Below are 22,356 nucleotides of genomic sequence, written 5' to 3' on the forward strand. Positions count from 1 at the left end.
GGTGACTCCTGCGCAGACCACCCCCGATCCGCTCGACCCGGCGGGGCTTCGCGGCGACGCGCCGCTTTTCGACGCCTACCTCCGCGCGATCAGCGAGCGGCGAACCCCCTTCATCATCCCGGGGCATAAGGGCCGCCGGGACCTGATCGGGGACCTTGCCGCGTGGGACAGCCCGCTCTACGGCGGCGTCGTTGATGTGAAGCAACGCGGTGGTTATCTCGATGAGGCGGAGCGAAGGGCGGCGCGCGCCTGGGGCGCGGATCTCGCCCGGTTTTCGGTCGGCGGGTCGACCCACGGCAACCAGGCCGTCGCGCTCGCGGTCTGCGGTCCGGGGGACCGGGTCATTGTGCCCCGGACCCTCCACCGCAGCCTTCTGAGCGCGCTCGTGCTGACCGGTGCCGAACCGGTCTGGGTGCAGCCCCGGATCGATACCGCGACCGGCCTGCCGAAGGGGGTTGCCGCGGATCAGATCGAAGCGGCCTTCGCCGAAGCTCCCGGCGCGGTCGCGGTCTTTACTGCCGACCCCGGGTACATCGGGACGATGGGCGAGACCGCCGCGATCGCCGAGGTCGCGCACGGGCGAGGGGCGCCGCTCATCGTGGACGCGGCGTGGGCCGGGCATTTCGGTTTCAGCAGCGCGTTGCCGCCCCATGCGCTGGCGCTCGGAGCCGACGCGATGGTGACGAGCGTGCATAAGGCGCTGCCGGGCGCCGGGCAGGCCGCCCTGATCCTCGCCCGCACCGAACGCATCGACCCGGCGCGCTTCGCGGCGGCGGTCGAGTCGACGATGACGACGAGCCCCTCCGGCGCGATCATGGCGAGCATCGATGCGGCCCGGGCATTGCTCGAACGCGACGGAGAGCGGCTCGGCCGTGAGTTGGTGGCTCTCGTGGACTCGGCACGTCGCCGGTTGTCCGCGATCGAGGGGCTCGTGGTCCTCGATGGGCCCGATGTCGACCCCGCGAAGCTCGTCCTCGTGCTCGCCGGGACCGGCGCCGACGGGATCGCCATCGAGCGAGACCTGCTCGATCGGGGCATGGCGCTCGAGATGGCCGACCGCGACACGCTCATCGCGATGATCACCCACGCCGATACCGAGGCGGAGGTCGACGCGCTCGTCACGGCAGTCAGCGAGTCGGTCCAGGAGCGAAGGGGGACGAGCCGTCCCGTCGTCGGTGCCGCGTCGTGGACGGTCGACCCGCAGATGGTGGCGCCACCTCGCGAGGCCTTCTTCGCCCCGCACGAGGTCGTCGCCGCGGATCGGGCGATCGGTCGGGTGTCCGCCGAGTTGATCGCGCCATACCCGCCGGGCGTGCCGGTCCTCGCGCCGGGGGAGCGGATCACCGCGGAGGCCCTTGACTCCCTTCGGGCAGCTCGCGCTGCCGGGACGCGGATCGCCTACGCCTCCAACCCGCAGCTTCACTCCCTTCGCGTGCTGCGGTGATCAGGAGCGTCGGGTTCGCAGCAGGAGGAGTAGCGGAGCGATGAGCGCCGTCACGCCGCAGATCGCCCAGACCACCATGTAGCCCGCGAGCGGAGGGTGGACGTCCTCGACTCCGCCGATCGAGCCACCCTGAGCGAGCGCCAGCGCGAAGACGCTGCTCGCGATCGCCCCGCCGATCGTCTTGGTCGTGTTGGTCATCCCGGTGACGAGGCCGGTATGGGTGGGCGGGGCGTTTTCGGCGGCGATGGCGGGCAGCCCCGCGACGAGCATGCCCGAGCCGATGCCCGCGATCCCCATGTTGGTGAGCAGTTGGGCCATCGAGGCGTGGAAGGGGAGGAAGAGGAGGTACCCGATCGCGACGAGTACCGACCCGACGGCGAGCGCGCGGACCGGTCCGACGGCGCGCGCCACGAGGGGGAGGAGCAGGGCGCCGAGCGCGAGGCAGAGGACGTAGACGCCGATCAGGATCGACACTGCCGCGGCACTCACCCCGAGGCCGTACCCGGTGATCGCGGGATCGGTGCGAGCGAAGGTCGATAGCGGCACCTGCGCGCCGAGGACCGAGACACCGAAGAGGAAGGCCGTCACCTGGATCGGCCACTGCGCTCGGGCGCCCATGACCCGCAGGTCGACAAGCGGATCGCGGTGGGCGAGCTCATACCGCGCGAAGAGGAAGAGGGCCACGAGCCCGGCGCCGAGCAGCATCAGGGTCCGGATGCCGAGTGGCCCGTCGAGCCGCATCACCATCAGGCCCGCCATGATCAGTACGAGAGCGGCCGTCACGAGAGCAAACCCCGCCCAGTCCATCCGCCCTTCGGCCGTCACCGGTTGGTGGGGGACGCCGAACCAGATGGCCGGGATGACCGCCGTCACGACGATGGCTGGGAGGCAGAGCAGGACCGTCATGGACAGGGAGGTCGCGAGGGCTCCGGCGGTCAGTGCGCTCACGATCACCGCGAACTCCAGCGCGAAGACGAGGATCCCGGCGGCGAGGCGGGTGCGGGCGGCGTCCCCGTGGGTGCGGCGGTGGATGATCGCCACCTCGAGGGGCAGCCACACGACATAGAACCGGCGAGGGCCCAGGCCACCAGGAAGGTCCAAAACGTCGGGGCGAAGGCGACGCCCCAGGTCGCTGCGGCCGTGAGGACCGTGGACCAGAGCAGCACCGTGCGGTGCCCGACGAGATCGCCGAGCCGGGAGAGCACCGGCACGATGAGAGCGGCCACCATGAGCTGCGCGGCCTCGAACCAGTTCAGGTCCGCGTCGTGGATCTGAAGATGCCGCGCGATATCGCTGAAGATCGGCGTGTAGTAGCCCTGGATGGCGCCGCTCGCGATCTCCACACAGACGAGGAAGCCGACGATCTGGATCAGGCCGACGCGGCTGATCGGCTGACCCGGCAGGCTCGCCGAGGTCGAAGGGGGCGAAGGGGGCGATGTCGGCGTGCTCACAGGTGCTCCAGCAGGTCGCGATACCAACGGATGCCCTCGAGGAAGGAGTCTCGTGCCAGGCGTTCATCGACGCTGTGGATGCTGTCGCGTTGGGCGGAGGTCATCCGGAAGGGAGTGAAGCGGTAGCAGCGAGGCCACGCTCGTTGGAAGTGGCGCGCGTCGGTCGCGGCCATCACGATGTAGGGCGCGGTGAAGGCATCGGGCAGGACGCGCGCAGTGGTGGCCTCGATGAGCGCGAAGGCCTCGTCATCGATCGGTGCGATAGCGCTCGGCTCGTCGCAATGCACCGCTCGGATCTCGATGTCGTCATCGTTGATCGTCTGCCGGACGCGAGCGATGGCCTGCTCGACGCTCTCCCCGACGAGGACTCGCATATTGACGCTCGCGGTGGCGCTCGTCGCGAGGACATTGCGCGCGGGCGCCGCGCGAAGACGGGTGACGGCCACCGTCGTGCGGGTCATCGCCGCCGTTTCGGGACCGATCCGCGCGAGGATCCGCGCGAGAACCGGCTCGGTCTTAAGGGCTTGGGTGAGCGCGAAGCGTGCGGGTTGGGTGAGCCGCGGCGCGATGCGCGCCAGCATGTCGCGGGCGGGTTGCGGCAGGCTCGAAGGGGCTGGATGGTCCTCGAGGCGCGTGATCGCGCGGGCCAGCCGCGCCGTCGCACCGCCCTTCGGTGGCATGGACGCGTGCCCGCCCGCACCGGTCGCGATGAGGTCCAGGTCGACGAGCCCCTTCTCGGTGACACCGACGAGCGCGACCGGTTCACGCAGGCCGGGGATCGCCTCGGTGACGACGGCACCCCCTTCGTCGAACACGAACCACGGCTCGACGCCGCGCTCCTGCAGCACTGCCACGGCTCGCGGCGCGGTATCGCCACTCACCTCCTCGTCGCTGCCGAAGGAGAGCCACACATCCCGGCGCGGCTGCACCCCCTGGCGGATCAGCTCATCGACCGCGGTGCAGATCGCGACCAGTGAGCCCTTGCAATCGAGCGTTCCGCGGCCGTAGAGCATCCCGTCGACATCGGTGAGAGCGAAGGGCGGGTGGGTCCAATCCTGCTGCGCGCCAGGGGGAACGACGTCGATGTGGGCCATCAGCACGAGCGGAGGATCGTCGCTGACACCCGGCCAGCGGATCAGGAAGGCATCGTCGATCCGGGTCGTCTTGCAGGTCGCAAAGAGCGCGGGGAAGAGGTCCGTCAGGTCCTTCGCGAAGGCGGCGAAGGGGGCCGGGTCATGCCCCTCGCCGGCGATCGTCGGGTGGGAGACCAGTGTGCGCAGGGCCTCTACGGCCCGGTCGCGGTGGGACGCCTCGGCCCCGGCATCGTCGCTCGGCATGAGCGCACCGTATCGAGGGAGCGCCCGCGGGGGGTGCGGTTCGGCCAGGTCACCCCTTCGGTTCGCTGGGGTGCTGGGGGTGCGGTGCTAGGCACCCTTGGCACCCCGGGCCATTTGGGTGGGGTGCTGGAGGCGCGGCGGTGAGCACCCTTGGCACCCCGGGCCATTTGGGTGGGGTGCTGGGGGTGCGGTGGTAAGCACCCTTCGCACCCCAGCGACTCGATTACGGTGAGCGCATGCTGATGCATCTCGCGCGCCGCGCCGATTGGGAAGAGGCGCAAGCCGCAGGTGTGTACCCCTGGTCGACCTTGGGGCTCACGGCCGACGAGGTCGGGTATGTCCACGCGAGCGATGGACCCGAGCAGACGGCCGGGGTGTATGAGCGCTTTTACGCTCACCTCGGCGAACCCGTGATCCTGCTTCGGATCGACGAGGCCGCGCTCGCGGAGCACGGCATCGAGGTGATCCGCGAGCCCGCGACCGATGCCGGCGGTGACCTCTTCCCGCACCTTTACGGCGGCACGATCCCCCTTCGGGCCGTGACCGAGGTGACGGCCTACCCCTAAGGGCGCCCGATGGGCGCCGTGATCGCGCCGGTGACAGCGATGAGGTCGGCCGGGGCGAGCTCCAGATCGAGCCCGCGTCGTCCCCCGCTCACCAAGACGGTGTCGTGGTCCAAGGCGGAGTGGTCGAGCACGGTCGAGAGGGCGCGCTTTTGGCCGATGGGGCTGATCCCACCGACGACGTACCCGGTCGTGCGTTCGGCGAGGGCCGGGTCGGCCATCGCGGCCTTCTTGGTCCCGATCGCCGCCGCGAGGGCCTTCAGATCGAGGTGCCCGCTCACCGGGACGATCGCGACGATCAGGCCGTGCTGCTCGGTCCGGTCGGTCTGCGCCAGGAGGGTCTTAAAGACCCGCGCAGGATCAACGCCGAGGACCTCGGCGGCTTCACCCCCGTAGGACTCGGCGGCCGGATCGTGCTCGTACGGGTGCTCGGTGTACGCGACGCCCGCGCGCTTCAAGGCAACGATCGCCGGGGTTCCGGCGCCCTTCGCCCCCTTCGATCGTGTGCGCGAGGCCACACCTACTCCCTTCGCCCTGGTGGGAACACCGTAACCACCTCGGTCGGTTGAAGAGGAGTAGCACCTGGTGGCAACCGCCGCCCGGGCCGATCACGAAGGGATCATGAGCGATGACCCAGCCGACCGGTAACAAGTCCTTCAGCGAGCGGATCGACGACCTCGATCTGCCGCGACGCTTCAACGAACTCGCCGACGTGGCGACCAAGACCTTCCACTCGGCGCGCGGGGTCGCGGGCGACCTCGCCCACGAAAACCGCGACAAGGTCGACGGCCTGCTCGCCAAGGCCGAGAGCGCCATCGACCAGCGTACCGACGGCAAGTACCACGACACCGTGGCGAAGGTGCGTTCGGGCCTCGCGACCGGGGTCGACAAGCTCGCCGCCCAGCGCCCGGGCGCCCCGGGCACCGAGCACGCCGCGGGTGACCCGGCCGACTCGCCCCGCCCCGCCGACCCGAGCGGGCCAAGCGCGGGAGGCTTCCCGACCACGCCGTAACGGGCGCGCCGCGTCACCTCACACAGAGTCTGGATCCGATGGTGGGGTCCAGACTCTGTGTCGTCTCCCCGCGAGCGTGACGCACCGGTAGCATCGGGCCACCCTGCGCGCGGCCGCGACGGGGATCGGGCGCGAAGGGAGTCGGCATGCGAGCTACGGTGATTGGCGCGGGATCGTGGGGGACGGCCCTCGGGAGCGTCCTCGCGAGCAAGGGCGATGAGGTCACGATGTGGGACATCGACGCCGAGACCCTCGCGACGATCAACGACCAGCACGAGAACTCTCGCTACCTGCCCGACATCCCCCTTCCAGAAACCCTGCGCGCTGACGCCGACCTCGGCTCGGCGATCGAGGGCAGCGAACTCGTCGTCCTCGCCGTGCCGTCGCAGGCGATGCGTCAGGTCGCCGAGCAGGCCCGTGACTTCGTCGAACCCGGCACGTACATCTGCTCGGTCACCAAGGGCGTCGAGATCGACACGCTGATGATGATGAGCGAGGTACTCGAGGACGTCTTCCCGGTCTCGCACCACCCGTACCTCGCTTTCCTCTCGGGCCCCTCCTTCGCGGTCGAAGTGGCGCAGGGTCACCCGACCGCCGTCACCATTGCCGCGCAATGGAATCGGGTCGCCAAGGCGGTCCAGCAGGCCTTCCACACCTCCTTCTTCCGCCCATACACGAGCAATGACGTCGTCGGCGTCGAGATCGGTGGCTGCACCAAAAACGTCGTCGCGATCGCGACCGGCCTCGCCGACGGGATCGGCTTCGACGCCAACGCCCGCGCGGCCCTCGTCACGCGTGGGCTCGCCGAGATCACCCGGCTCGGGATCGCGAAGGGGGCCAATCCGCTCACCCTCTCCGGGCTCGCCGGCATCGGGGACCTGATGCTCACCTGCACCTCGGTGAAGTCGCGCAACTACCGGGTCGGGTACGGGCTCGGTCAGGGCAAGGAGCTCGATGAGATCCAAGCCGAGCTCGGGCAGGTCGCCGAGGGCGTCCTCAACGCCAAGAGCGTGCGCGGGCTCGCGGCGCAGGTAGGCGTCGAGATGCCGATCAGTGACGCCGTGCACGCCCTTCTCTACGAAGGGATGTCCGCCCCCGATGTGTTGCAGGCCCTGATGGGCCGCGACCTGAAGTCCGAGATCTAGAGCCGTCCCCGGAAGTTCCGGGATTCTCGTGGAACTCCACGGGAATCTCGGAGTTTCCCGAGACTCGGCCGGGCACGCTCCCAAACCGGGCGGCCACCCCTTCGTCGAGCCGTCCCCGGAAGTTCCGGGATTCTCGCGGAACTCCACGGGATTCTCGGAGTTTCCGGGGGTCCGGGCTCGACCGGCCCAACGTGCGCGGGGACACGGTGACCGGTGAGTATGCGGGCGCTTACCCTTGGACCCATGTCCGCTCACATCACCTGCACCGTCGCCGACGGCGTCGCCCATGTCCGCCTGAATCGCCCGGAGAAGCTGAACGGGCTCACCTTGGACATGCTCGATGATCTCGTTGGGACGGCGCGGGCGCTGCGCTCGGATCGCTCCCTGCGCGCCGTGCTGATCTCGGGGGAGGGCGAGTCCTTCACGGCGGGTCTCGACTTCGCGACGGTGACCAAGGACCAGTGGGGGATCGTCAAGGCCTTCACCCCCCGGCCGTGGCGCGGGACCAATACCTTCCAGGAGGCGTGCTGGGCCTTCCGCCGCCTCCCGGTACCCGTGATCGCCGTCGTGCAGGGCCACTGCTTCGGCGGTGGGGTCCAGATCGCGCTCGGCGCCGACTACCGGATCACCACGCCCGACGCCCAGTGGTCGGTCCTCGAGGGCAAGTGGGGGCTGATCCCCGACATGAGCGGGATCCAGAGCCTCTCCCAGCAGGTCGGGATGGACGTCGCGAAGCGCCTCACCATGACCGGCGAGGTGATCAGCGGTGAGAAGGCGGTCGAGCTCGGCTTGGCCAGCGAGGTCGCCGATGACCCGATGGCGGCCGCCGAAGCGCTGGTGGACATCCTGAAGACCCGCTCGCCCGATGCCCTCGGGGCGGCCAAGCGCCTCTTCGAGAACACCTGGAACTCCTCGGCGCGCTACACCTTCTTCCGTGAGCGGATCGAGCAGGCCAACCTCCTCGTCGCGGCGAACACCGCCAAGGCGCGCACGGCGGCCTTCAAGCGGCAGGTGGCGAGCTACGGCCAACGCGGCCGACGGTGGTTGCCGTGAGCACGATCCTGCTCGTGCGCCACGGCCAGGCGTCCTGGGGCAAGCGGGACTACGACAAGCTCTCCCCGCTCGGTAAGCGCCAGTCGACGGCGCTCGGCGAGGCGCTCGCGGCCCGGGGCTATCACCCCGACGTGATCGTGACCGGTGGGATGAATCGCCACGCGCAGACGGCCGAAGGGGTAGCGCGCGCGGCTGGATGGGAGACCGAGGCCGTCGTCGATGAGGGCTGGGCCGAGTACGACCACATGGCGATCATCGCGGCCCACAAGCCGGCGTACCGCTCGATGACGATCATGCAGGCCGACCTGATGCGCACCTTGCAGCCGCGCAAGGCCTTCCAGACGATGTTTGAGGCGGCCCTCGACCGATGGACCTCCGGCGAGTTCGACGAGGAGTACCCGGAGACCTTCACCGACTTCCAATCGCGGGTCGAAGCGGCGCTCGAGCGGCTGGTCGCGCGCTTAGAGGCCGGTCAGACCGCGGCGGTCTTCACGAGCGGAGGCTCGATGTCGTGGGCGACCACCTTCCTTCTGCGCGCCGACGCCCCGACGTGGTCGGTGCTCAACCACGTCACGGTCAACACCGGCATCACCAAGATCGTCCACGGAGCCCACGGGACGTCCGTCGTGACGATCAATGGTCACGCTCACGTCGATCACGAGCGCGACCTGCTTTCGGTCCGGTGAGTCGCTGACGCGCCGTGCGGCGTCATCGGGCGATGATGGACGCCGTGACGTACCAACGGTTTTCGGGAGCAAACAGGTGGTGATCGACCTACCGTCCAAGGATCGCGCCGACGCTCCGGCGGACGATATGGCCGAGGGCACGAAAGGCCCGGCCCGTCCTCCGGCCAGAGCCATCGCTTCCTGGTGGCGGGGCCTTGCGGCACTTCTTCTTAGTGGCACGCTCATCCTGGCTCTGAAGCCGGTGCTGCTCGCCCCCGTCATGACCGATGCGCGCTACCACTACATGAACGCCATTGGCGATCGCTGGAACATCTTCCAGATCCTCAACTGGGCGTTCGTCGACGACGTCCCGTGGCGCCTGCGGTCCGGTCGGTTTGCGCCTGTGGGCAGCCTTGTCCAGCGGATCTTCTATGACGCGGGCGCCCGTCTGTCGATGGCAACGGGACTCGAGACCTACCAGGCCGAAGCGGTCATCAAGGTCCTGCTCATCGCGAGCCTGATCGGCTTCTTCGCCTGGCTCATGCGCCTCATCCGCACGCGGTCCGGACACCCGCTGAGCAGCCTGACGCGTTGGCGCGCGGTCGTCCTCTTCGCCGTCATCCTCTGCCTCGGGGTCCAGGCGACCGACCCGGTCCGTAACGGGTGGACCGCCTTCGTCGTGCTGTGCATCGGTGGGGTGTCGCTGCTGCTCTTAAGCGGGGTGGCGGGTGTGACCGCGCTGACGGCGTGGCCGCGCGCGAGTCGAGGGCGCCGGATCCTGATCGGCTTCCTCCTCGCTCTGCTCGGCGCTGCCACGGTCCTCTCGTACGAGGCGCACTGGGCGGCCGCCCCCTTCTTCGTGATCCTCGTGCTCTTCGTTGGTCGCCCCGCGGACCTGATCGACGCCGGATGGCGCGATCGGACCCGCTGGGCGGTCGTGGCGAGCTACGTGGCGGGCTTCGTCCCGGCGTTGATCGCGACACGCATCCTGATCGCGGTCTACGCGGTCCCCGATGCTTACGCCGGCCTGACCAGCAATCCCGGTGGCCCGGTGATCGGCACCAGTGGCTGGCAAGTCGCTTCGGCCCTGCCGGGTGCAGGCATCGAAGGGGTTCAGGCAGCCGCAGCACAAGCGCAGGTCCAAGCGTTCTCGCCGGGATCGAGTTGGTGGGTTGCTGCTCTGGTCATCGTCGCGTTGGCGGCCTGCTGGTGGGCTCCCGTCCCCGGATCAACGCCGACCACGTCACGCGAGGCTCGGGCGCTCGTCCCACTTGCGCTTGCGGCCCTCGCCAGCCTGGTGGCGGTCGCGTTCGTGCTGTCGGTATCGGTCCAGGCGCAACAGATGATCACCGGGCCCGATCGGCCCTACCGCGGAACCCCGTGGATTTGGACCTGCCTCGCGATCATCATCACGGTGGTCGGGGTCTACGTCTTGCGCAGGCGCGCTGGCGCGGCGATCGTCTTCGCTGCCGTGGCGGTGGCGATCGTGGCTCAGGTGTGGTGGGTGCGCCCGGCGAACCTGACCGCGACCGAGGTCGTCCGCGCCGACCCCGCGTACGCACTCTACGAAGAGGTCGGCCGCGCGGTGGTCCTCGGGCCGGAAGGGGTCGACGAAGCCACCCGGTGCGATCTTGCTCGTCGTGCCGACACGCCCCTCGGCAACTATGGGCGCGTGCTGCGGGCCCGGTTCTTCGGCGCCTACACGATTGAGTGGGGCGCGCCGATGTGCCCCGACCGGCCGGTGTGGCGCAACCCGTAACCCTCCCGTTCGACTGTGGCGTACCACCCAGGGACGCGCTATTGAGCAATGCTCGATAAGTGAGTAGCGTGACGGCCATGGACTTCAACCCATCGCCTCGCGCCGCCGACCTCACCGCTCGGGTGCGGTCCTTCATCGACTCCGAGATCGCTCCGATCGAGATGGACTTCCATCACGACATCGAGCGGCGCCGGTTCGCCGGCGAGGACTCCTGGGCACCGAGCTCCGTCCTTGGTGAGTTGCAGACGAAGGCGCGTGAGCAGGGCCTGTGGAATCTCTTCCTCCCGGCGGGCCACGAGATGGACTACGCCGAGCGCTTCGGGACCGACGGCGGGACGGGCCTGACGAATGTCGACTACGCGCCGATCGCCGAGCAGATGGGCCGGTCCTTCATCGCGCCGCTCGTCTTCAACTGCAACGCACCCGACACCGGCAACATGGAGGTGTTGCTCAAGTACGGCAGCGCCGAGCAACGCGACCAGTGGCTCGAACCCCTTCTCGACGGCCGGATCCGCAGCGCCTTCCTGATGACCGAACCGGGGGTGGCCTCATCGGACGCCACCAACATGGAGGCGCGGGCCGAGGTCGTCGGCGACGAAATCGTGCTGAACGGCCGCAAGTGGTGGTCATCGGGAGCCGGCCACCCCGACTGTGAGGTCGCGATCTACATGGCCCTCACCGACCCGACGGCGCATAAGTACCAGCAGCACTCGATGGTCCTTGTGCCGATGAAGGCCGACGGCGTGAAGGTCGAGCGCAATCTCACCGCCTTCGGGGAGTTTGACGAGCCGCTCGGGCACTCCGAGGTCTCGCTCACCGACGTGCGTCTGCCGCTCTCGGCCGTGATCGGCGGACCCGGACGCGCCTTCGAGATCGCCCAGGGCCGTCTCGGCCCGGGCCGGGTCCACCACTGCATGCGGCTCATCGGCCTCGCCGAGCGCTGCCTCGAACTCGCCTGCGAGCGGGCCACCACCCGGGTCGCCTTCGGCAAGCCGCTCGCCAACCTCGGCGGTAACCGGGAGCGTCTCGCCGAGGCCCGGATCAAGATCAACCAGGCCCGCTTGCATGTCCTCCACGCCGCGTGGAAGCTCGACGAAGGGGGGCCGCTCGCGGCCCGCTCCGAGGTCGCCGAGATCAAGGCGGCCGTGCCCAAGATGGCCTGCGAGGTCGTCGATATGGCCCTGCAGCTTCACGGCGGCGCGGGCGTGAGCTCGGACCTGCCCTTCGTTGGAGCGTGGGCCAACGCGCGCTCCCTTCGCCTCGCGGACGGTCCCGATGAGGTGCATCTCGGCACCGTCGCCCGCCAGTTGCTGAAGCCCTATGTCGCGGCAGCCGCCGAGGCGCGCGCGGGGGCCGAGCAGTGAGTGAAGTCGCCGGAGCGCGTGATGTCCGCTCCGAGGACTCCTTTGACGTGACCGCAGCGGCCGCTTGGCTGCGCGAGCACGCCTGCGCCCCCTTCGCCAATGATGTCGAAGGGGTGCCGGAGGTTCGGCAGTTCTCCGGTGGGGCCTCGAACCTCACCTACCTGCTGCGGTACCCGACGCGCGACCTGATCCTGCGGCGCCCGCCCGCCGGGACCAAGGCCAAGGGCGCGCATGACATGCGGCGCGAGCACGATCTGCAGGCCGCGCTACACCCGGTCTTCCCGCTCGTCCCGGCGATGGTCGCGTACTGCGGCGACGAGTCGGTGATCGGGAGCGAGTTCTATGTGATGGAGCGGATCCCGGGGACGATCCTGCGCAAGAACCTCCCATCGGACCTCACCCTGACCCCCGAGCAGGTGCGCACGCTCTGCGCCCGCGCCATCGACACCCTCGTCGACCTGCACCAAGTCGACGTTCAGGCGAGCGGGCTCACCGCCTTCGGGAAGGGGGAGGGCTACGTCGCCCGCCAGGTCGCCGGGTGGTCCAAGCGGTACCGGGCCGCGCGGACGAAGGGGTGGCGCCATGGCGTCGGGTCGTTCGAGAAGGTCATGGCCTGGCTCGAGGCCAACCAACCCGCCGATGTCGGAACCTGCCTGATCCACAACGACTTTCGCTTCGACAACCTCGTGCTCGCTCCCGACGACCCGACGCAGATTGTCGGCGTCCTCGACTGGGAGCTCGCGACCCTTGGCGACCCGCTCATGGACCTCGGATCGGCGCTCGCGTACTGGGTCCAGGCCGACGACAACCGGTGGTTTAAGAGCTTCCGGCGCCAGCCGACCCATCTGCCGGGGATGATGACCCGCGCTGAGGTCGTCGCGTACTACACCTCGCGTCGCGGGATCGACCTCACGCCGAAGGAGTGGACCTTCTACGAGGTCTTCGGGCTCTTCCGGCTCGCGGTGATCGCCCAGCAGATCTACTACCGCTACGCCAACGGGCAAACGACCAACCCGGACTTCAAGCAGTTCCGGATGGCGGTCATCTTGCTCGAGCTGCGCTGCCGGTCGCTGATCCGCCGCGGTTGACCCCCTTCGCGCGGGTCGCTGAGCGGCGCGTCGCTAGGCCGCCAGTGACGGACCGAGCCGGTCGGCGAGGAGCGCGTCGAAGTCCGGGTACGTTTCGCGCACCGAGCCATCGCCCCGGTCGACCGCGAGCCAGGTGTCGGCGGCGGGGTCGTGAGCGAGGAGCACGCCCTCGTCTTCGCCGATGACGAAGAGGGTCTGGCCGTCCGGGCCGTGCTGGGGGCCAAGCTGCTCCCAGGCGTCCGTGAGGCTAAGGAGTTCGCGCCCCTCGGGCGATTGGCGGGTCTGGGTGCCGTAGATGATCAGGTCATTGACGAGCAGTCCGTCGGCGACGGCCAGGAGCTTGGAGAGCAGCAGCGGCGGCTGGGCGCCGACGGCCTTGAAGTAGGTGGCCTGGTGGGTGATGACCTCGCTCGGGCTCGCCGGGTGAGGTTGCGGCTTGCCCTGCGCCTCGGCGCGGGCGATGACCTCGACGATGTCCATGGTGATGTCCTCTAAAACAGATGGTGTGGCTAAACCGTGACCTCCATGGTTCCACGTCCACCTGCGAGGTGTCTGGATCCCTGCTGGATCACCCTTCGCCGCCGGCGGCTGCAAGAATTAGCGGCGATGGCTACCCCCTTCGCCCCGCCCCTGCCCGACGACCTGCCGGACGGGTGGTCCGCGCATGTCCCCCAACTCGACGATGTCCCGGCGCTGGTCGGGCTCTCGAAGCAGGTCGCCCGAGACGTGACGGGGGCGAGTTCGTCCTCGGCTCCGCAGGTGGCGAGCGAGGTCGCTGGGACGGCGTCATGGACCCGGCGCCAGGTGGTGGTCTCCGATGCCGAAGGAGCGGAGGTCGCCTGGGCTCGTGTGCACGATCGAGCGGCCGGTCGGACCGGGGTCGAACTCAGCGTGAGCCCGGAATTGTCGAGCGAAGTGGCTGCTCGGGTTGCCTCTTCATTGCTCGCCTGGAGCGCGACGGTCGCGCTACGGATCGCGCAGGGCCGAGGGCTCGGCGGCACCAAGCTGGACGTCACGGTCTACGAGGACGAGGAACGCAAGCAGCAGTGGCTCGCCGCCGATGGCTATGAGTGCACGCGAACCTGGCTGCACATGTCCCGGCCGGTCACGCCGGAGGAGGGGCTCGAAGGGGGTGTGCCCGCGCCGCGAGAAGGCCTGCGGGTCCGCCGGGTCGCGACGCACGACAACGGGCTGCCGGTGGCGCACGATCTGCAGGTCGTCCACCGGATGCTCGAAGAGTCCTTCGCCGATCACTTCAACAGCTATCGGGAGTCCTTCCCCGAGTTCGTGCAGCGCCTGCGCGAGGATCCCGGTCACCGGTGGGATCACTGGTGGATCGCCGAGCTCGATGTGGCGCGCGAGGACTTAGAGCGCCTCGTCGAAGGGGGCGCCGCTCCGGATGATCTTGCGGCCGACGCCCTCGCGCCGGGCGAGGTGGAGGTCGTCCCCGGTGGCGCGGTGGTGAGCACGGTGAGCGGTCCGGATGCCGAAGGGATCCCCGGCAGCTACATCGAATACATCGGCGTGCACCGCCTGGCGCGCGGGCGCGGTGTCGCCAAGGCGCTGCTGTGGACGGTCGTCGCCGACGCTGCCGAGCGGGGCCGTAATCGGGTCGGCCTAGAGGTCGATGCGGACAGTCCGACGGGGGCAGATGGCCTCTACACCTCGATGGGCTGGCGCACGACGTACCGAACCCAGTCCTGGCATCGGACGCTGATGGTTCCGGGTTCCGACGGCCCGGTCCCGCAGCCGGCGGTCTGAGGCGGGCGGCACCCCCTTCCGCGGCGTCGGTCGCCGGAAACTCCGAGAATCCCGTGGAGTTCCACGGGATATCGGGAAGTTCTAGCGAATGTCAGGCGAGCGCGGTCTAGTCGAGGGAGGACGTGATCGTGAAGTCCTGGGCGCGCAGGCGCTCGATCAACGGCTCGGCCATCGCAACTGCGGGGGTGAGCACGCCCCCTTCGCTTGTCAGGTCATCGAGCGCGAGGCACAGGCCCGACTGGCCGAGCATGATCGCGGTGCCGCTATACCCAGGGTCCGCCTTGGCCGCCACCGTGGAGCGGACGGTGCGCCCCATCGTGGTCTCGGCGACGACCTCCATCCGGAAGCGTCCCTTGGCCTGCGACTCCGCGCTCGGGCCTTCGCCCGGCTCGGGTAGGACCTTGCCGAGCAGGGTCCGGGTGGGGGCGAAGGTCATCCCGGCCACGAGCCCGCCGAGCGCGGCGGCCATGCCGGTCGCCATCAGTGGCGAGGCGGCCTTGGTCCCGAAGTCCATCACCTCGCGATAGCGAAACCCTCTGCCGTAACGCCACGCGAGCAGGGCATTGGTGCGCCGGACGATGCGGGTGTTGTAGGACGCCATGACGAAGGGGCCGGTCCAGTGACCTTGGTCGTCTCGGCTCACGGGGAGGTGGTCAACGAGGCGCTTGGCGGTGCCGACAACCCCGCCAGCCTTCGCGGTCGCGGTGTCGGAGCTGCGGGGTTCGGCGGCCCGATCGGGGCTCAGCCCGTAGGGGTCGATCACGATCTTGCGGGCGGCCTGATCGTGCGCCGCGGCGATCGCCTGCTGGCGCATGGAGTCGATCGTGCCCCCGGAGACGCCACCGCGAAGGGAGCGCACGTACAGGGTCGTCTCGCCGAGTTCTCCGGCTCCGGCCTCGCGCGCGGTGCGAGCGGCCTCCCAGACGGCGAGGTCGGACGGGATCGAGTCGAACCCACACGACGTCACGAGTCGCGCGCCGGTTTGGCGAGCGAGTTCGTGGAGGCCATCGGCGACGTCCCGGACGAAGAGGACCTCGCCCGTGAGGTCGCAGTAATGCGTCCCGGCCTCGGCGCACGCGCGGATCAACTCGTGCCCGTAGCGGGCGTATGGGCCGACGGTCGTGATCACCGTGGTGGTGCGGGCGGCGAGTTCATCGCAGGACGTCCGGTCCGTCGTGTCGACGACGATCTGCGGCCAGGTCTCGGCGACCCCACCGAGGTCCGCGCCGAGGCGGGCGAGCCGATCGGGCGATCGCCCCGCGAGCGCGATCCGCGTCCCCGTCGGCGCATGGTCGCGCAGGTGCTCCGCGGTCAGGCGCCCGACGAACCCGGTCGCCCCAACGAGGATGATGTCGAACTCACGTTCTTCGGCCATGTCTCCGACGATACGGTGCCGCGCCGCCGTGACCGACGGGTACCACCATGTGGCCCACGCCACTCGCGTGGCGTGTCGGCCCTGGTGACGCATTGGGGGTGCCGCCGGTCGACATCCCCCCTTCGGGGGTCTAGTGCTGAGGCGAGGATCACGGTAGGAAAGGTGCACCAGGCCGCGAACAAGCACGAACAGGCGGCGCCAAGGGAACGAAAGAAGGAGTGATCACGCCATGTCGCTGAACCCCGAAGAGACTCCCGACGAGCACATGCCTGGCGATGGCGGTGCCGACGGTGGCGCCGACGGTGGTGCTGACCACGGCGCTGACGGTGGCGCCGACGGCGGTGCGGACGGCGGTGCTGACCACGGTGCCGATGGCGGTGCTGACGGTGGCGCCGACGGTGGCGCCGATGGCGGTGCCGACGGTGGCGCGGACGGCGGTGCTGATGGTGGCGCCGATGGGTCGGCCCACTGAGCACGGTTGAACACCGCGTGACAGACCGTGAGACCGGCGCTCGACAGAGCGCCGGTCTTCGGCGTCTGGTGGCGCTCACCCCGGACGCTTTCGCAGCGACCCACTGGGGTCGCGACCCCCTTCTCTCTCGCGCGAGTGAACTCCCCACGCCCTTCGACGACCTGCTGGATCACGCTGGCGTGGATGCATTGCTCAGCACGCGGGGACTGCGGACCCCCTTCCTGCGCGTCGCTAGGGATGGGGTCACTCGCCCGGATCGCGACTTCACCGGCGGCGGCGGGATCGGCGCTGGCGTGCGCGATCAGGTGAGCGATGACGCGCTGCTGCGCCACTTCGCCGAAGGGTCGACGATCGTCCTGCAGGGGCTGCATCGCACGTGGGAACCACTGCTCCGCTTCAGCCAGGATCTCGCCGCCGATCTGGGGCACCCGGTGCAGGTCAACGCTTACGTGACGCCGACCCAGAGCACCGGCTTCGCGGCGCACTACGACGTCCACGACGTCTTCGTGATGCAGATTGCTGGGGAGAAGAGGTGGCGCCTCTACCCGCCCGTGCGGCACAACCCGCCCCGCGACGAGCCCTGGACCGATCATCGGGTGGCCGTCGAGCACGCCGCGACGCAGGAGCCCAGCCATGAGTTCGTCCTGGCGCCTGGGGATTGTCTCTACCTCCCGCGCGGCTGGCTGCATGCCGCCACCGCGCTCGAGGGAGTGAGCACCCACATCACCGTCGGCGTGCACACATGGGACGGCGGGCACGTCGCCGATGCTCTGCTCTCCTTCGCGCGGGGCACCTTGGGCGATAATCTGCGGGCGAGCCTGCCGCTCGCCGTCGATGTCACCGATCCGGCGACCTACGACGCCACGATCGAAGGGGTTCGCGCGGCGTTGATCGAGGCGCTCCGCGAGGCTCCCGCGTCGGCCGTCGCCGATGCCCTTCTCGCTCACCATCGTGCAGCTCAGCGTGCGGCGCCGATCGCGCCGGTGGGCACCGTCGAAGCCGCCGCCACGATCACGGATGGCCGCACGCTCTCCCTTCGCCCGCACCTCGCGGCACGGTACGAAGCTGGGGTCCTCAGGGGCCGCCATGGCCGAAGTGCGATCGACCCGGCCGATGACGATCTCGTGCGTCGCCTCCTCGACGGCGAGACCGTCACTGCGCCCGCGGCCAGCGCACGTCGCCTGCTACTGGCGGGGGTCGCGATCCTCGCCGACTGACGCGCCGGTGCCCGTAGCCCCCTTCGGGCGATGGTTGACGGGGAGGAAGGGCCGTAGGGTGCCCTATGTGAGCGAGGAACCCTGGCTGGACCCGCCGCTTCCCGAGCCGAAGGGGGAGCGTCGCACCTCGGGCGCGTGGCGATGTTCGCTCGCTGCCCGCGCTCGCGGAGACCAACTGATCGGGACGGCCGTACCGGCGCGGCGGTGGTTCCTGGTCGGGCATCGGGGCCCCTGGGCTCGCTCGGCGATCGCGACCCCGCCCTTGAGCGATATCGCTCGTGACCTCGACCGAGCGCTCGGCCGCGCCAGCGCGCGGCTACAACTGATCCGGCGTCACGGCCGGGTGAGCGGGGATGCCCCCGATGAGGAGCAACCCGTCGCGCTCGTCGATTCGGTGAGTGGACGCGTGCGATGGGACACCTGGCGTGAGCCAGAAGATCTCCTGCGCCTCGCCGCCACCTTCGAGGATCTGCCGGAGGAAGACCCCGAGCCGATCGTCGTCGTCTGCGCGCACGGGAAGAAGGACGTCTGCTGCGCGATCGAAGGGCGGCTCGTCACCGGGGTGCTCAATGACGTCATGCCCGACGCCGTGTGGGAGACGACGCACCTCGGGGGCGACCGGTTCGCTGGCAACCTCGCGCTCCTGCCCGAAGGGTCGATGTACGGCGAGGTCCTCGGATCGAACGCAACCGATCTCGTGATGGGCCATGTGGACGGGACGGTTGATCTCGCGCATTGGCGCGGGCGCTCGATCTGGACCTCGCCCGCGCAGGTTGTCGTCGCGGAGGTCGTTCGGGCCGGAGTGCCGCTCGCGGCGGTGCGCTCAGCGGTCGCGACGCCGGACGGGGCGGACCGGTGGGTCGTCGAGGTCGTCGCCGATGGCGCGACGACGACCCGGGTCGTGACGCGGACCCTGAGTCCGCCGCGACGGCTCACCTGCAGCACGGAAACCAAGCAGGCCGCGATCTACCACCTCGACGACTGACGCGGTTGCTGTCGCCGGGCGCGGTAATTGCCGAGTCCGGGGGCGTTTTCCGGGCCGGGCGCGCCGCGCGTCCAGGTGTGGGCGGGGAAAGTGTTGTGGGGCGCGGTTATTGCCGAGTCCGGTGGTGTTTTTCGCGCCGGGCGCGGCGCGCGTCTGACGAAGGGGGAGCGAGCCCCCTTCACGGCGCGGCCGGAACCACCGTCACCTCGTGGTCGTCACCGCCGCACACCCGGTCGTCCGGCGGTTCGACGATTCCGGCGCCGTTGACGATCGAGACCGAGTCGTAGGTCGGACGCCCTTCGAGGATCTGGCGGTACTGATAGCGCGTGAGGCTCACCAGTTGGCACCCCGAGCCATAGGAGAGCACATCGAAGGAGTTGGGCTGGCTGGTGAGCTCGGCATCCGGCCCGCTCGTGACGAAGTGGGAGAGGAGGCCGCCGCCGGTAAAGGTGCCGACCTCGATCCGGTTCCCAGCGAGGCGCGGCACGTGTCCGTGCCCGTGGATGCGTACTCCGGCCTCGATCCCATCGACCGCGGGCTCCTCGTGGGAGACGAGCAGATCGGGCGCTGGCCGCCCCTCGAAGGCGGCCAGGTAGGCCTCGCGCGCCGCGCTCTGGTCGCGAGCCACCTCATCGTCGGCGTCGCCGTAGTACCGCGGGTCGTTAAAACCGGAGATCCGCAGGCCACCGTGCGTCAGTTCCTGGTACTGGCGGTCCTCGGGCTGGAGCAGCACGACATTGTCGAGGGCTCGCAAGCGAGTGACGAGCGGCCCGACGCCCGGGACGTTGGCATCGTGGTTGCCCCGGACGAAGACGTAGGGCACCCGAAGCGATTCGATGCCCGCGAAGAGGCCGCTCAGGTCCGCCTCTTCGACCGCACCGAGGTTGATCAGGTCGCCACTGTCGATCACCAGGTCGATGTCTTGGTCCTCGACGACGGCACGCATGAGGGGGTACTGGTTCGCCGCGTGGATATCCGACACGAGCAGGATCCGAAGGGCGGGCGCCTGGTCGAGGTCCGTCGGCGAGTACTGCTGGCGCAGCGCGGCCGAGAGCGCGAGGAGGTTCTTCAGGTAGGGCGTCGCCTGCTCGGCCCGGTGCTCGACGTCTTGGAGGAGAGCGCGGTTCGCCACGAGGACATCGAGCAGTCCGGTGCTCGTGAACGAGGTGACGCGCTCCGGTGAGTAGGTGCGCTGGATCGACAGCGCCGTGCCACCGAAGGCGATCACCCAGGCCGCGACCGCGACGACCACATCCCGTCGCCGCGGCCACCCGTGCCGCCAGAGGGCCGGGCCGAGCAAGACGATGGCGCAGCCGGCTGCCGCCCCGAGAGCCATCCGCAGGGCGACCCCCTTCGCCGCGTCGGCGACGGCCCGTTCGCGCTCGGCGTCGGTCGGGGTGAGCGCCGCGACATCAAGGCCGGTGCGACCGAGCACATCGGTGATCTCGGGTTTGACCCGCGGCGCGACGACGATTCCGGGCGCAAGGCCGCGGAAGCGGACGCCGATCTCCCCGACGATCGTCTCGGACCGAATGGAGCCCCGCTCGGAGACGTCTGGGGAGAGGTGGACCGACGCGGCGTAGTAGGGCGTCTCGACCTCCGCCGGCCACGCGATGGTCGTGAGCACGCCCGTGACGAGCGCGACCACGGTGATCAGGACCGTGCGGAGGAGGACGCGCACCACGGTGGCGGGGGACGGTCGTCGCACGCGTCGCACTGTACGGCGTCGGCCACGTCGGCGATACGTCCCGAAAGGGTCCCTAGAAACTCCGAGAGTCTCGGCGACTTCCACGAGATTTTGGGAAGTTCCGGGGACGAAGGGAGTGCGCCTCGCCCGCCGCCAGTTGCTACCGACAGGTAACCCGTGTCAAGGTGTCGGCCATGGACGCTGATGTCATTGTCGTCGGGCATGGTCTTGCGGGGCTGGTCGCGACGGCGGAACTCGCCGACGCTGGACGACGGGTGATCCTCGTCGACCAGGAGAGCGAAGCAAATCTTGGCGGGCAGGCCTTCTGGTCCTTCGGCGGACTCTTTTTCGTCGACAGTCCGGAGCAGCGCCGGATGGGGATCAAAGACTCCATCGAACTCGCCACGCGCGATTGGCTCGGCACCGCGGGCTTTGATCGCGAAGAGGACCACTGGCCGCGGCAATGGGCCCGCGCCTATCTCGACTTCGCCTCCGGCGAGAAGCGCTCCTGGCTGCATCAGCAGGGGATGCGATGGTTCCCGATTGTCGGGTGGGCCGAGCGCGGCGATGGTCGGGCCGAGGGCCACGGCAACTCCGTCCCGCGCTTCCACGTCACCTGGGGGACCGGCCCCGGGGTCGTCGCCCCCTTCGTCGAACGGGTCAAGAAGGCCCATGACGAGGGGCTGGTCACCTTCGCGCATCGCCATCAGGTGGATGAACTGATCACCGAAGGGGGAGCCGTCGTCGGCGTCCGCGGCTCGCGGCTCGCCCCGGACGCGAGTGCTCGCGGACGGCAGAGCAACCGGGACACGGTCGGTGACTTCGAGCTCCGCGCGCAGGCGGTCCTGGTCTCCTCCGGGGGCATCGGCGGCAATCACGACCTCGTCCGCGCGAACTGGCCGGAGCGTCTCGGTGAGCCCCCGAAGAAGATGATCACCGGCGTCCCCGCCTATGTCGACGGTCGGATGATCGGGATCACCGAAGCTGCCGGGGGACGCCTGATCAACCGCGACCGTATGTGGCACTACGTCGAGGGCCTGCGCAATTGGGACCCGATCTGGCCCGACCATGCGATCCGGATCCTCCCGGGCCCGTCGTCGCTATGGTTCGACGCTCGGGGTGATCGCCTCCCGGCTCCCCTCTTCCCCGGCTACGACACCCTCGGCACGCTGGATCACTTGCGGCACACCGGCTTTGACCACTCCTGGTTCATCACGAACCGGACGATCGCGGGCAAGGAGTTCGTCCTCTCGGGCTCGGAGCAAAATCTCGATCTCACCGACAAGTCGATCACCTCGGTCCTGAAGCGCCCGATCACCGCGGTGCCGCAGGCCGTGCAGGACTTCTTGGACTATGGCAAGGATTTCGTCACGGCCGACACCCTGCCCGAGCTCGTCGAGAAGATGAATGGCCTGGTCGAAGAGGACGAGCCCCGCCTGGACCTGGAGCACATCACTCGGCAAATCGCCGCCCGCGATCTGCAGCTCGCCAACGGCTACTCCAAGGACGCTCAACTCGCCGCCATGGAGGTGGCCGGGCGCTATCTCGGGGACAAGATCAGCAAGCGCGCCTATCCACCGCACCCGATCACCGACCCCAAGAAGGGGCCGCTCGTTGGGGTCAAGCTGCACGTCCTCACGCGCAAGACGCTCGGCGGCTTCGAAACCGACCTGTCCTCGCGAGTCCTCGGCCACGACGGCGAGCCGATCCCGGGCCTCTACGCCGCAGGCGAAACGGCCGGGTTCGGAGGCGGCGGCGTCCACGGGTACCGGGCCTTGGAGGGCACCTTCCTCGGTGGCTGCATCTTCTCTGGGCGCGTCGCGGGGCGAGCCATGGCGCAGGCGGTGGGCTGACCCCCTTCCCGCTGGCACCACCTACGACCTTGGGGGGGGGGGCGGGAAGGGGGGAAGGAGNTCTCTGGGCGCGTCGCGGGGCGAGCCATGGCGCAGGCGGTGGGCTGACCCCCTTCCCGCTGGCA

21 protein-coding genes are annotated in these 22,356 nt (G+C 69.5%); 14 read left to right on the forward strand and 7 right to left on the reverse strand.

The window, feature by feature from the left end:
* Position 1: 1 nt before the first annotated feature.
* Positions 2-1,444 carry an aminotransferase class I/II-fold pyridoxal phosphate-dependent enzyme gene (locus AB8K43_RS04020; protein ID WP_370891732.1) on the forward strand — a complete coding sequence of 481 codons (1,443 nt, stop codon included), beginning with the start codon at positions 2-4 and terminating at the stop codon, positions 1,442-1,444.
* Here AB8K43_RS04020 and AB8K43_RS04025 read toward each other — a convergent pair whose 3' ends face one another.
* The 3 genes from AB8K43_RS04025 to AB8K43_RS04035 are packed head-to-tail and all read right to left on the reverse strand — an operon-like array spanning position 1,445 to position 4,232.
* Positions 1,445-2,485 carry an MFS transporter gene (locus AB8K43_RS04025; protein WP_370891734.1) on the reverse strand — a complete coding sequence of 347 codons (1,041 nt, stop codon included), beginning with the start codon at positions 2,483-2,485 and terminating at the stop codon, positions 1,445-1,447.
* On the reverse strand, positions 2,395-2,895 hold the full coding sequence (locus AB8K43_RS04030) for an MFS transporter (RefSeq protein WP_370891735.1): 501 nt from the start codon (positions 2,893-2,895) through the stop codon (positions 2,395-2,397). The genes AB8K43_RS04025 and AB8K43_RS04030 overlap by 91 nt, the downstream gene beginning before the upstream one ends.
* Entirely contained in the window at positions 2,892-4,232 is a 1,341-nt protein-coding gene (locus AB8K43_RS04035) for a M20/M25/M40 family metallo-hydrolase (protein WP_370891737.1), read from the reverse strand. Before AB8K43_RS04035 ends, AB8K43_RS04030 begins: the two co-directional genes overlap by 4 nt.
* Positions 4,233-4,468: 236 nt before the next feature.
* On the opposite strand from AB8K43_RS04035, the gene AB8K43_RS04040 reads away from it, so the two are divergent.
* Complete coding sequence (locus AB8K43_RS04040; protein ID WP_370891740.1) at positions 4,469-4,798, forward strand: DUF952 domain-containing protein; 330 nt, start codon at positions 4,469-4,471, stop codon at positions 4,796-4,798.
* On the opposite strand, the gene ybaK is transcribed toward AB8K43_RS04040, so the two are convergent.
* Positions 4,795-5,313, reverse strand: a complete 519-nt coding sequence (gene ybaK, locus AB8K43_RS04045) for a Cys-tRNA(Pro) deacylase (protein ID WP_370891742.1) — start codon at positions 5,311-5,313, stop codon at positions 4,795-4,797. The two genes, AB8K43_RS04040 and ybaK, sit on opposite strands and share 4 nt — an antisense overlap.
* Positions 5,314-5,423: 110 nt before the next feature.
* On the opposite strand from ybaK, the gene AB8K43_RS04050 reads away from it, so the two are divergent.
* From AB8K43_RS04050 to AB8K43_RS04080, 7 genes are all read left to right on the forward strand, one after another.
* Positions 5,424-5,807 (forward strand): antitoxin, encoded by a 384-nt coding sequence (locus AB8K43_RS04050; RefSeq protein WP_370891744.1) that lies wholly within the window; start codon positions 5,424-5,426, stop codon positions 5,805-5,807.
* Positions 5,808-5,953: 146 nt separating this feature from the next.
* A complete protein-coding gene (locus AB8K43_RS04055) occupies positions 5,954-6,952 on the forward strand; it encodes an NAD(P)H-dependent glycerol-3-phosphate dehydrogenase (RefSeq protein ID WP_370891746.1) in 999 nt (332 codons plus the stop codon).
* Positions 6,953-7,195: 243 nt separating this feature from the next.
* Positions 7,196-8,005 carry a crotonase/enoyl-CoA hydratase family protein gene (locus AB8K43_RS04060; RefSeq protein ID WP_370891748.1) on the forward strand — a complete coding sequence of 270 codons (810 nt, stop codon included), beginning with the start codon at positions 7,196-7,198 and terminating at the stop codon, positions 8,003-8,005.
* Positions 8,002-8,691, forward strand: a complete 690-nt coding sequence (locus AB8K43_RS04065) for a histidine phosphatase family protein (protein WP_370891751.1) — start codon at positions 8,002-8,004, stop codon at positions 8,689-8,691. Before AB8K43_RS04060 ends, AB8K43_RS04065 begins: the two co-directional genes overlap by 4 nt.
* Before the next feature lie 241 nt (positions 8,692-8,932).
* A complete protein-coding gene (locus AB8K43_RS04070) occupies positions 8,933-10,429 on the forward strand; it encodes a hypothetical protein (RefSeq protein WP_370891753.1) in 1,497 nt (498 codons plus the stop codon).
* Positions 10,430-10,506: 77 nt separating this feature from the next.
* The gene (locus AB8K43_RS04075) at positions 10,507-11,793 is read left to right on the forward strand and encodes an acyl-CoA dehydrogenase family protein (protein ID WP_370891755.1); all 1,287 of its coding nucleotides are present in this window, start codon (positions 10,507-10,509) and stop codon (positions 11,791-11,793) included.
* Entirely contained in the window at positions 11,790-12,881 is a 1,092-nt protein-coding gene (locus AB8K43_RS04080) for a phosphotransferase family protein (protein ID WP_370891757.1), read from the forward strand. Before AB8K43_RS04075 ends, AB8K43_RS04080 begins: the two co-directional genes overlap by 4 nt.
* Positions 12,882-12,914: 33 nt before the next feature.
* Here AB8K43_RS04080 and AB8K43_RS04085 read toward each other — a convergent pair whose 3' ends face one another.
* The gene (locus AB8K43_RS04085) at positions 12,915-13,361 is read right to left on the reverse strand and encodes a hypothetical protein (protein WP_370891759.1); all 447 of its coding nucleotides are present in this window, start codon (positions 13,359-13,361) and stop codon (positions 12,915-12,917) included.
* A gap of 126 nt (positions 13,362-13,487) precedes the next feature.
* On the opposite strand from AB8K43_RS04085, the gene AB8K43_RS04090 reads away from it, so the two are divergent.
* Complete coding sequence (locus AB8K43_RS04090; protein ID WP_370891761.1) at positions 13,488-14,642, forward strand: GNAT family N-acetyltransferase; 1,155 nt, start codon at positions 13,488-13,490, stop codon at positions 14,640-14,642.
* A gap of 106 nt (positions 14,643-14,748) precedes the next feature.
* Here AB8K43_RS04090 and AB8K43_RS04095 read toward each other — a convergent pair whose 3' ends face one another.
* On the reverse strand, positions 14,749-16,017 hold the full coding sequence (locus tag AB8K43_RS04095) for a trans-acting enoyl reductase family protein (RefSeq protein ID WP_370891763.1): 1,269 nt from the start codon (positions 16,015-16,017) through the stop codon (positions 14,749-14,751).
* Between the two features lie 229 nt (positions 16,018-16,246).
* Here AB8K43_RS04095 and AB8K43_RS04100 point away from each other — a divergent pair, with 229 nt between their 5' ends.
* From AB8K43_RS04100 to AB8K43_RS04110, 3 genes are all read left to right on the forward strand, one after another.
* A complete protein-coding gene (locus AB8K43_RS04100) occupies positions 16,247-16,489 on the forward strand; it encodes a hypothetical protein (protein WP_370891765.1) in 243 nt (80 codons plus the stop codon).
* A gap of 17 nt (positions 16,490-16,506) precedes the next feature.
* Positions 16,507-17,706 (forward strand): cupin domain-containing protein, encoded by a 1,200-nt coding sequence (locus AB8K43_RS04105; protein ID WP_370891767.1) that lies wholly within the window; start codon positions 16,507-16,509, stop codon positions 17,704-17,706.
* A 67-nt stretch (positions 17,707-17,773) separates the two neighbouring features.
* Positions 17,774-18,691 (forward strand): sucrase ferredoxin, encoded by a 918-nt coding sequence (locus tag AB8K43_RS04110; protein WP_370891769.1) that lies wholly within the window; start codon positions 17,774-17,776, stop codon positions 18,689-18,691.
* Positions 18,692-18,869: 178 nt separating this feature from the next.
* Here the strand turns inward: AB8K43_RS04110 and AB8K43_RS04115 are convergent, their stop codons facing one another.
* A complete protein-coding gene (locus AB8K43_RS04115) occupies positions 18,870-20,399 on the reverse strand; it encodes a metallophosphoesterase (protein WP_370891770.1) in 1,530 nt (509 codons plus the stop codon).
* Between the two features lie 173 nt (positions 20,400-20,572).
* Here AB8K43_RS04115 and AB8K43_RS04120 point away from each other — a divergent pair, with 173 nt between their 5' ends.
* Complete coding sequence (locus AB8K43_RS04120; protein ID WP_370891772.1) at positions 20,573-22,231, forward strand: FAD-binding dehydrogenase; 1,659 nt, start codon at positions 20,573-20,575, stop codon at positions 22,229-22,231.
* Positions 22,232-22,356 lie beyond the last annotated feature (125 nt).

The sequence above is a fragment of the Janibacter sp. GXQ6167 genome, assembly GCF_041365945.1.
In the GTDB taxonomy this organism is placed as follows: Bacteria; Actinomycetota; Actinomycetes; order Actinomycetales; family Dermatophilaceae; genus JBGFSK01.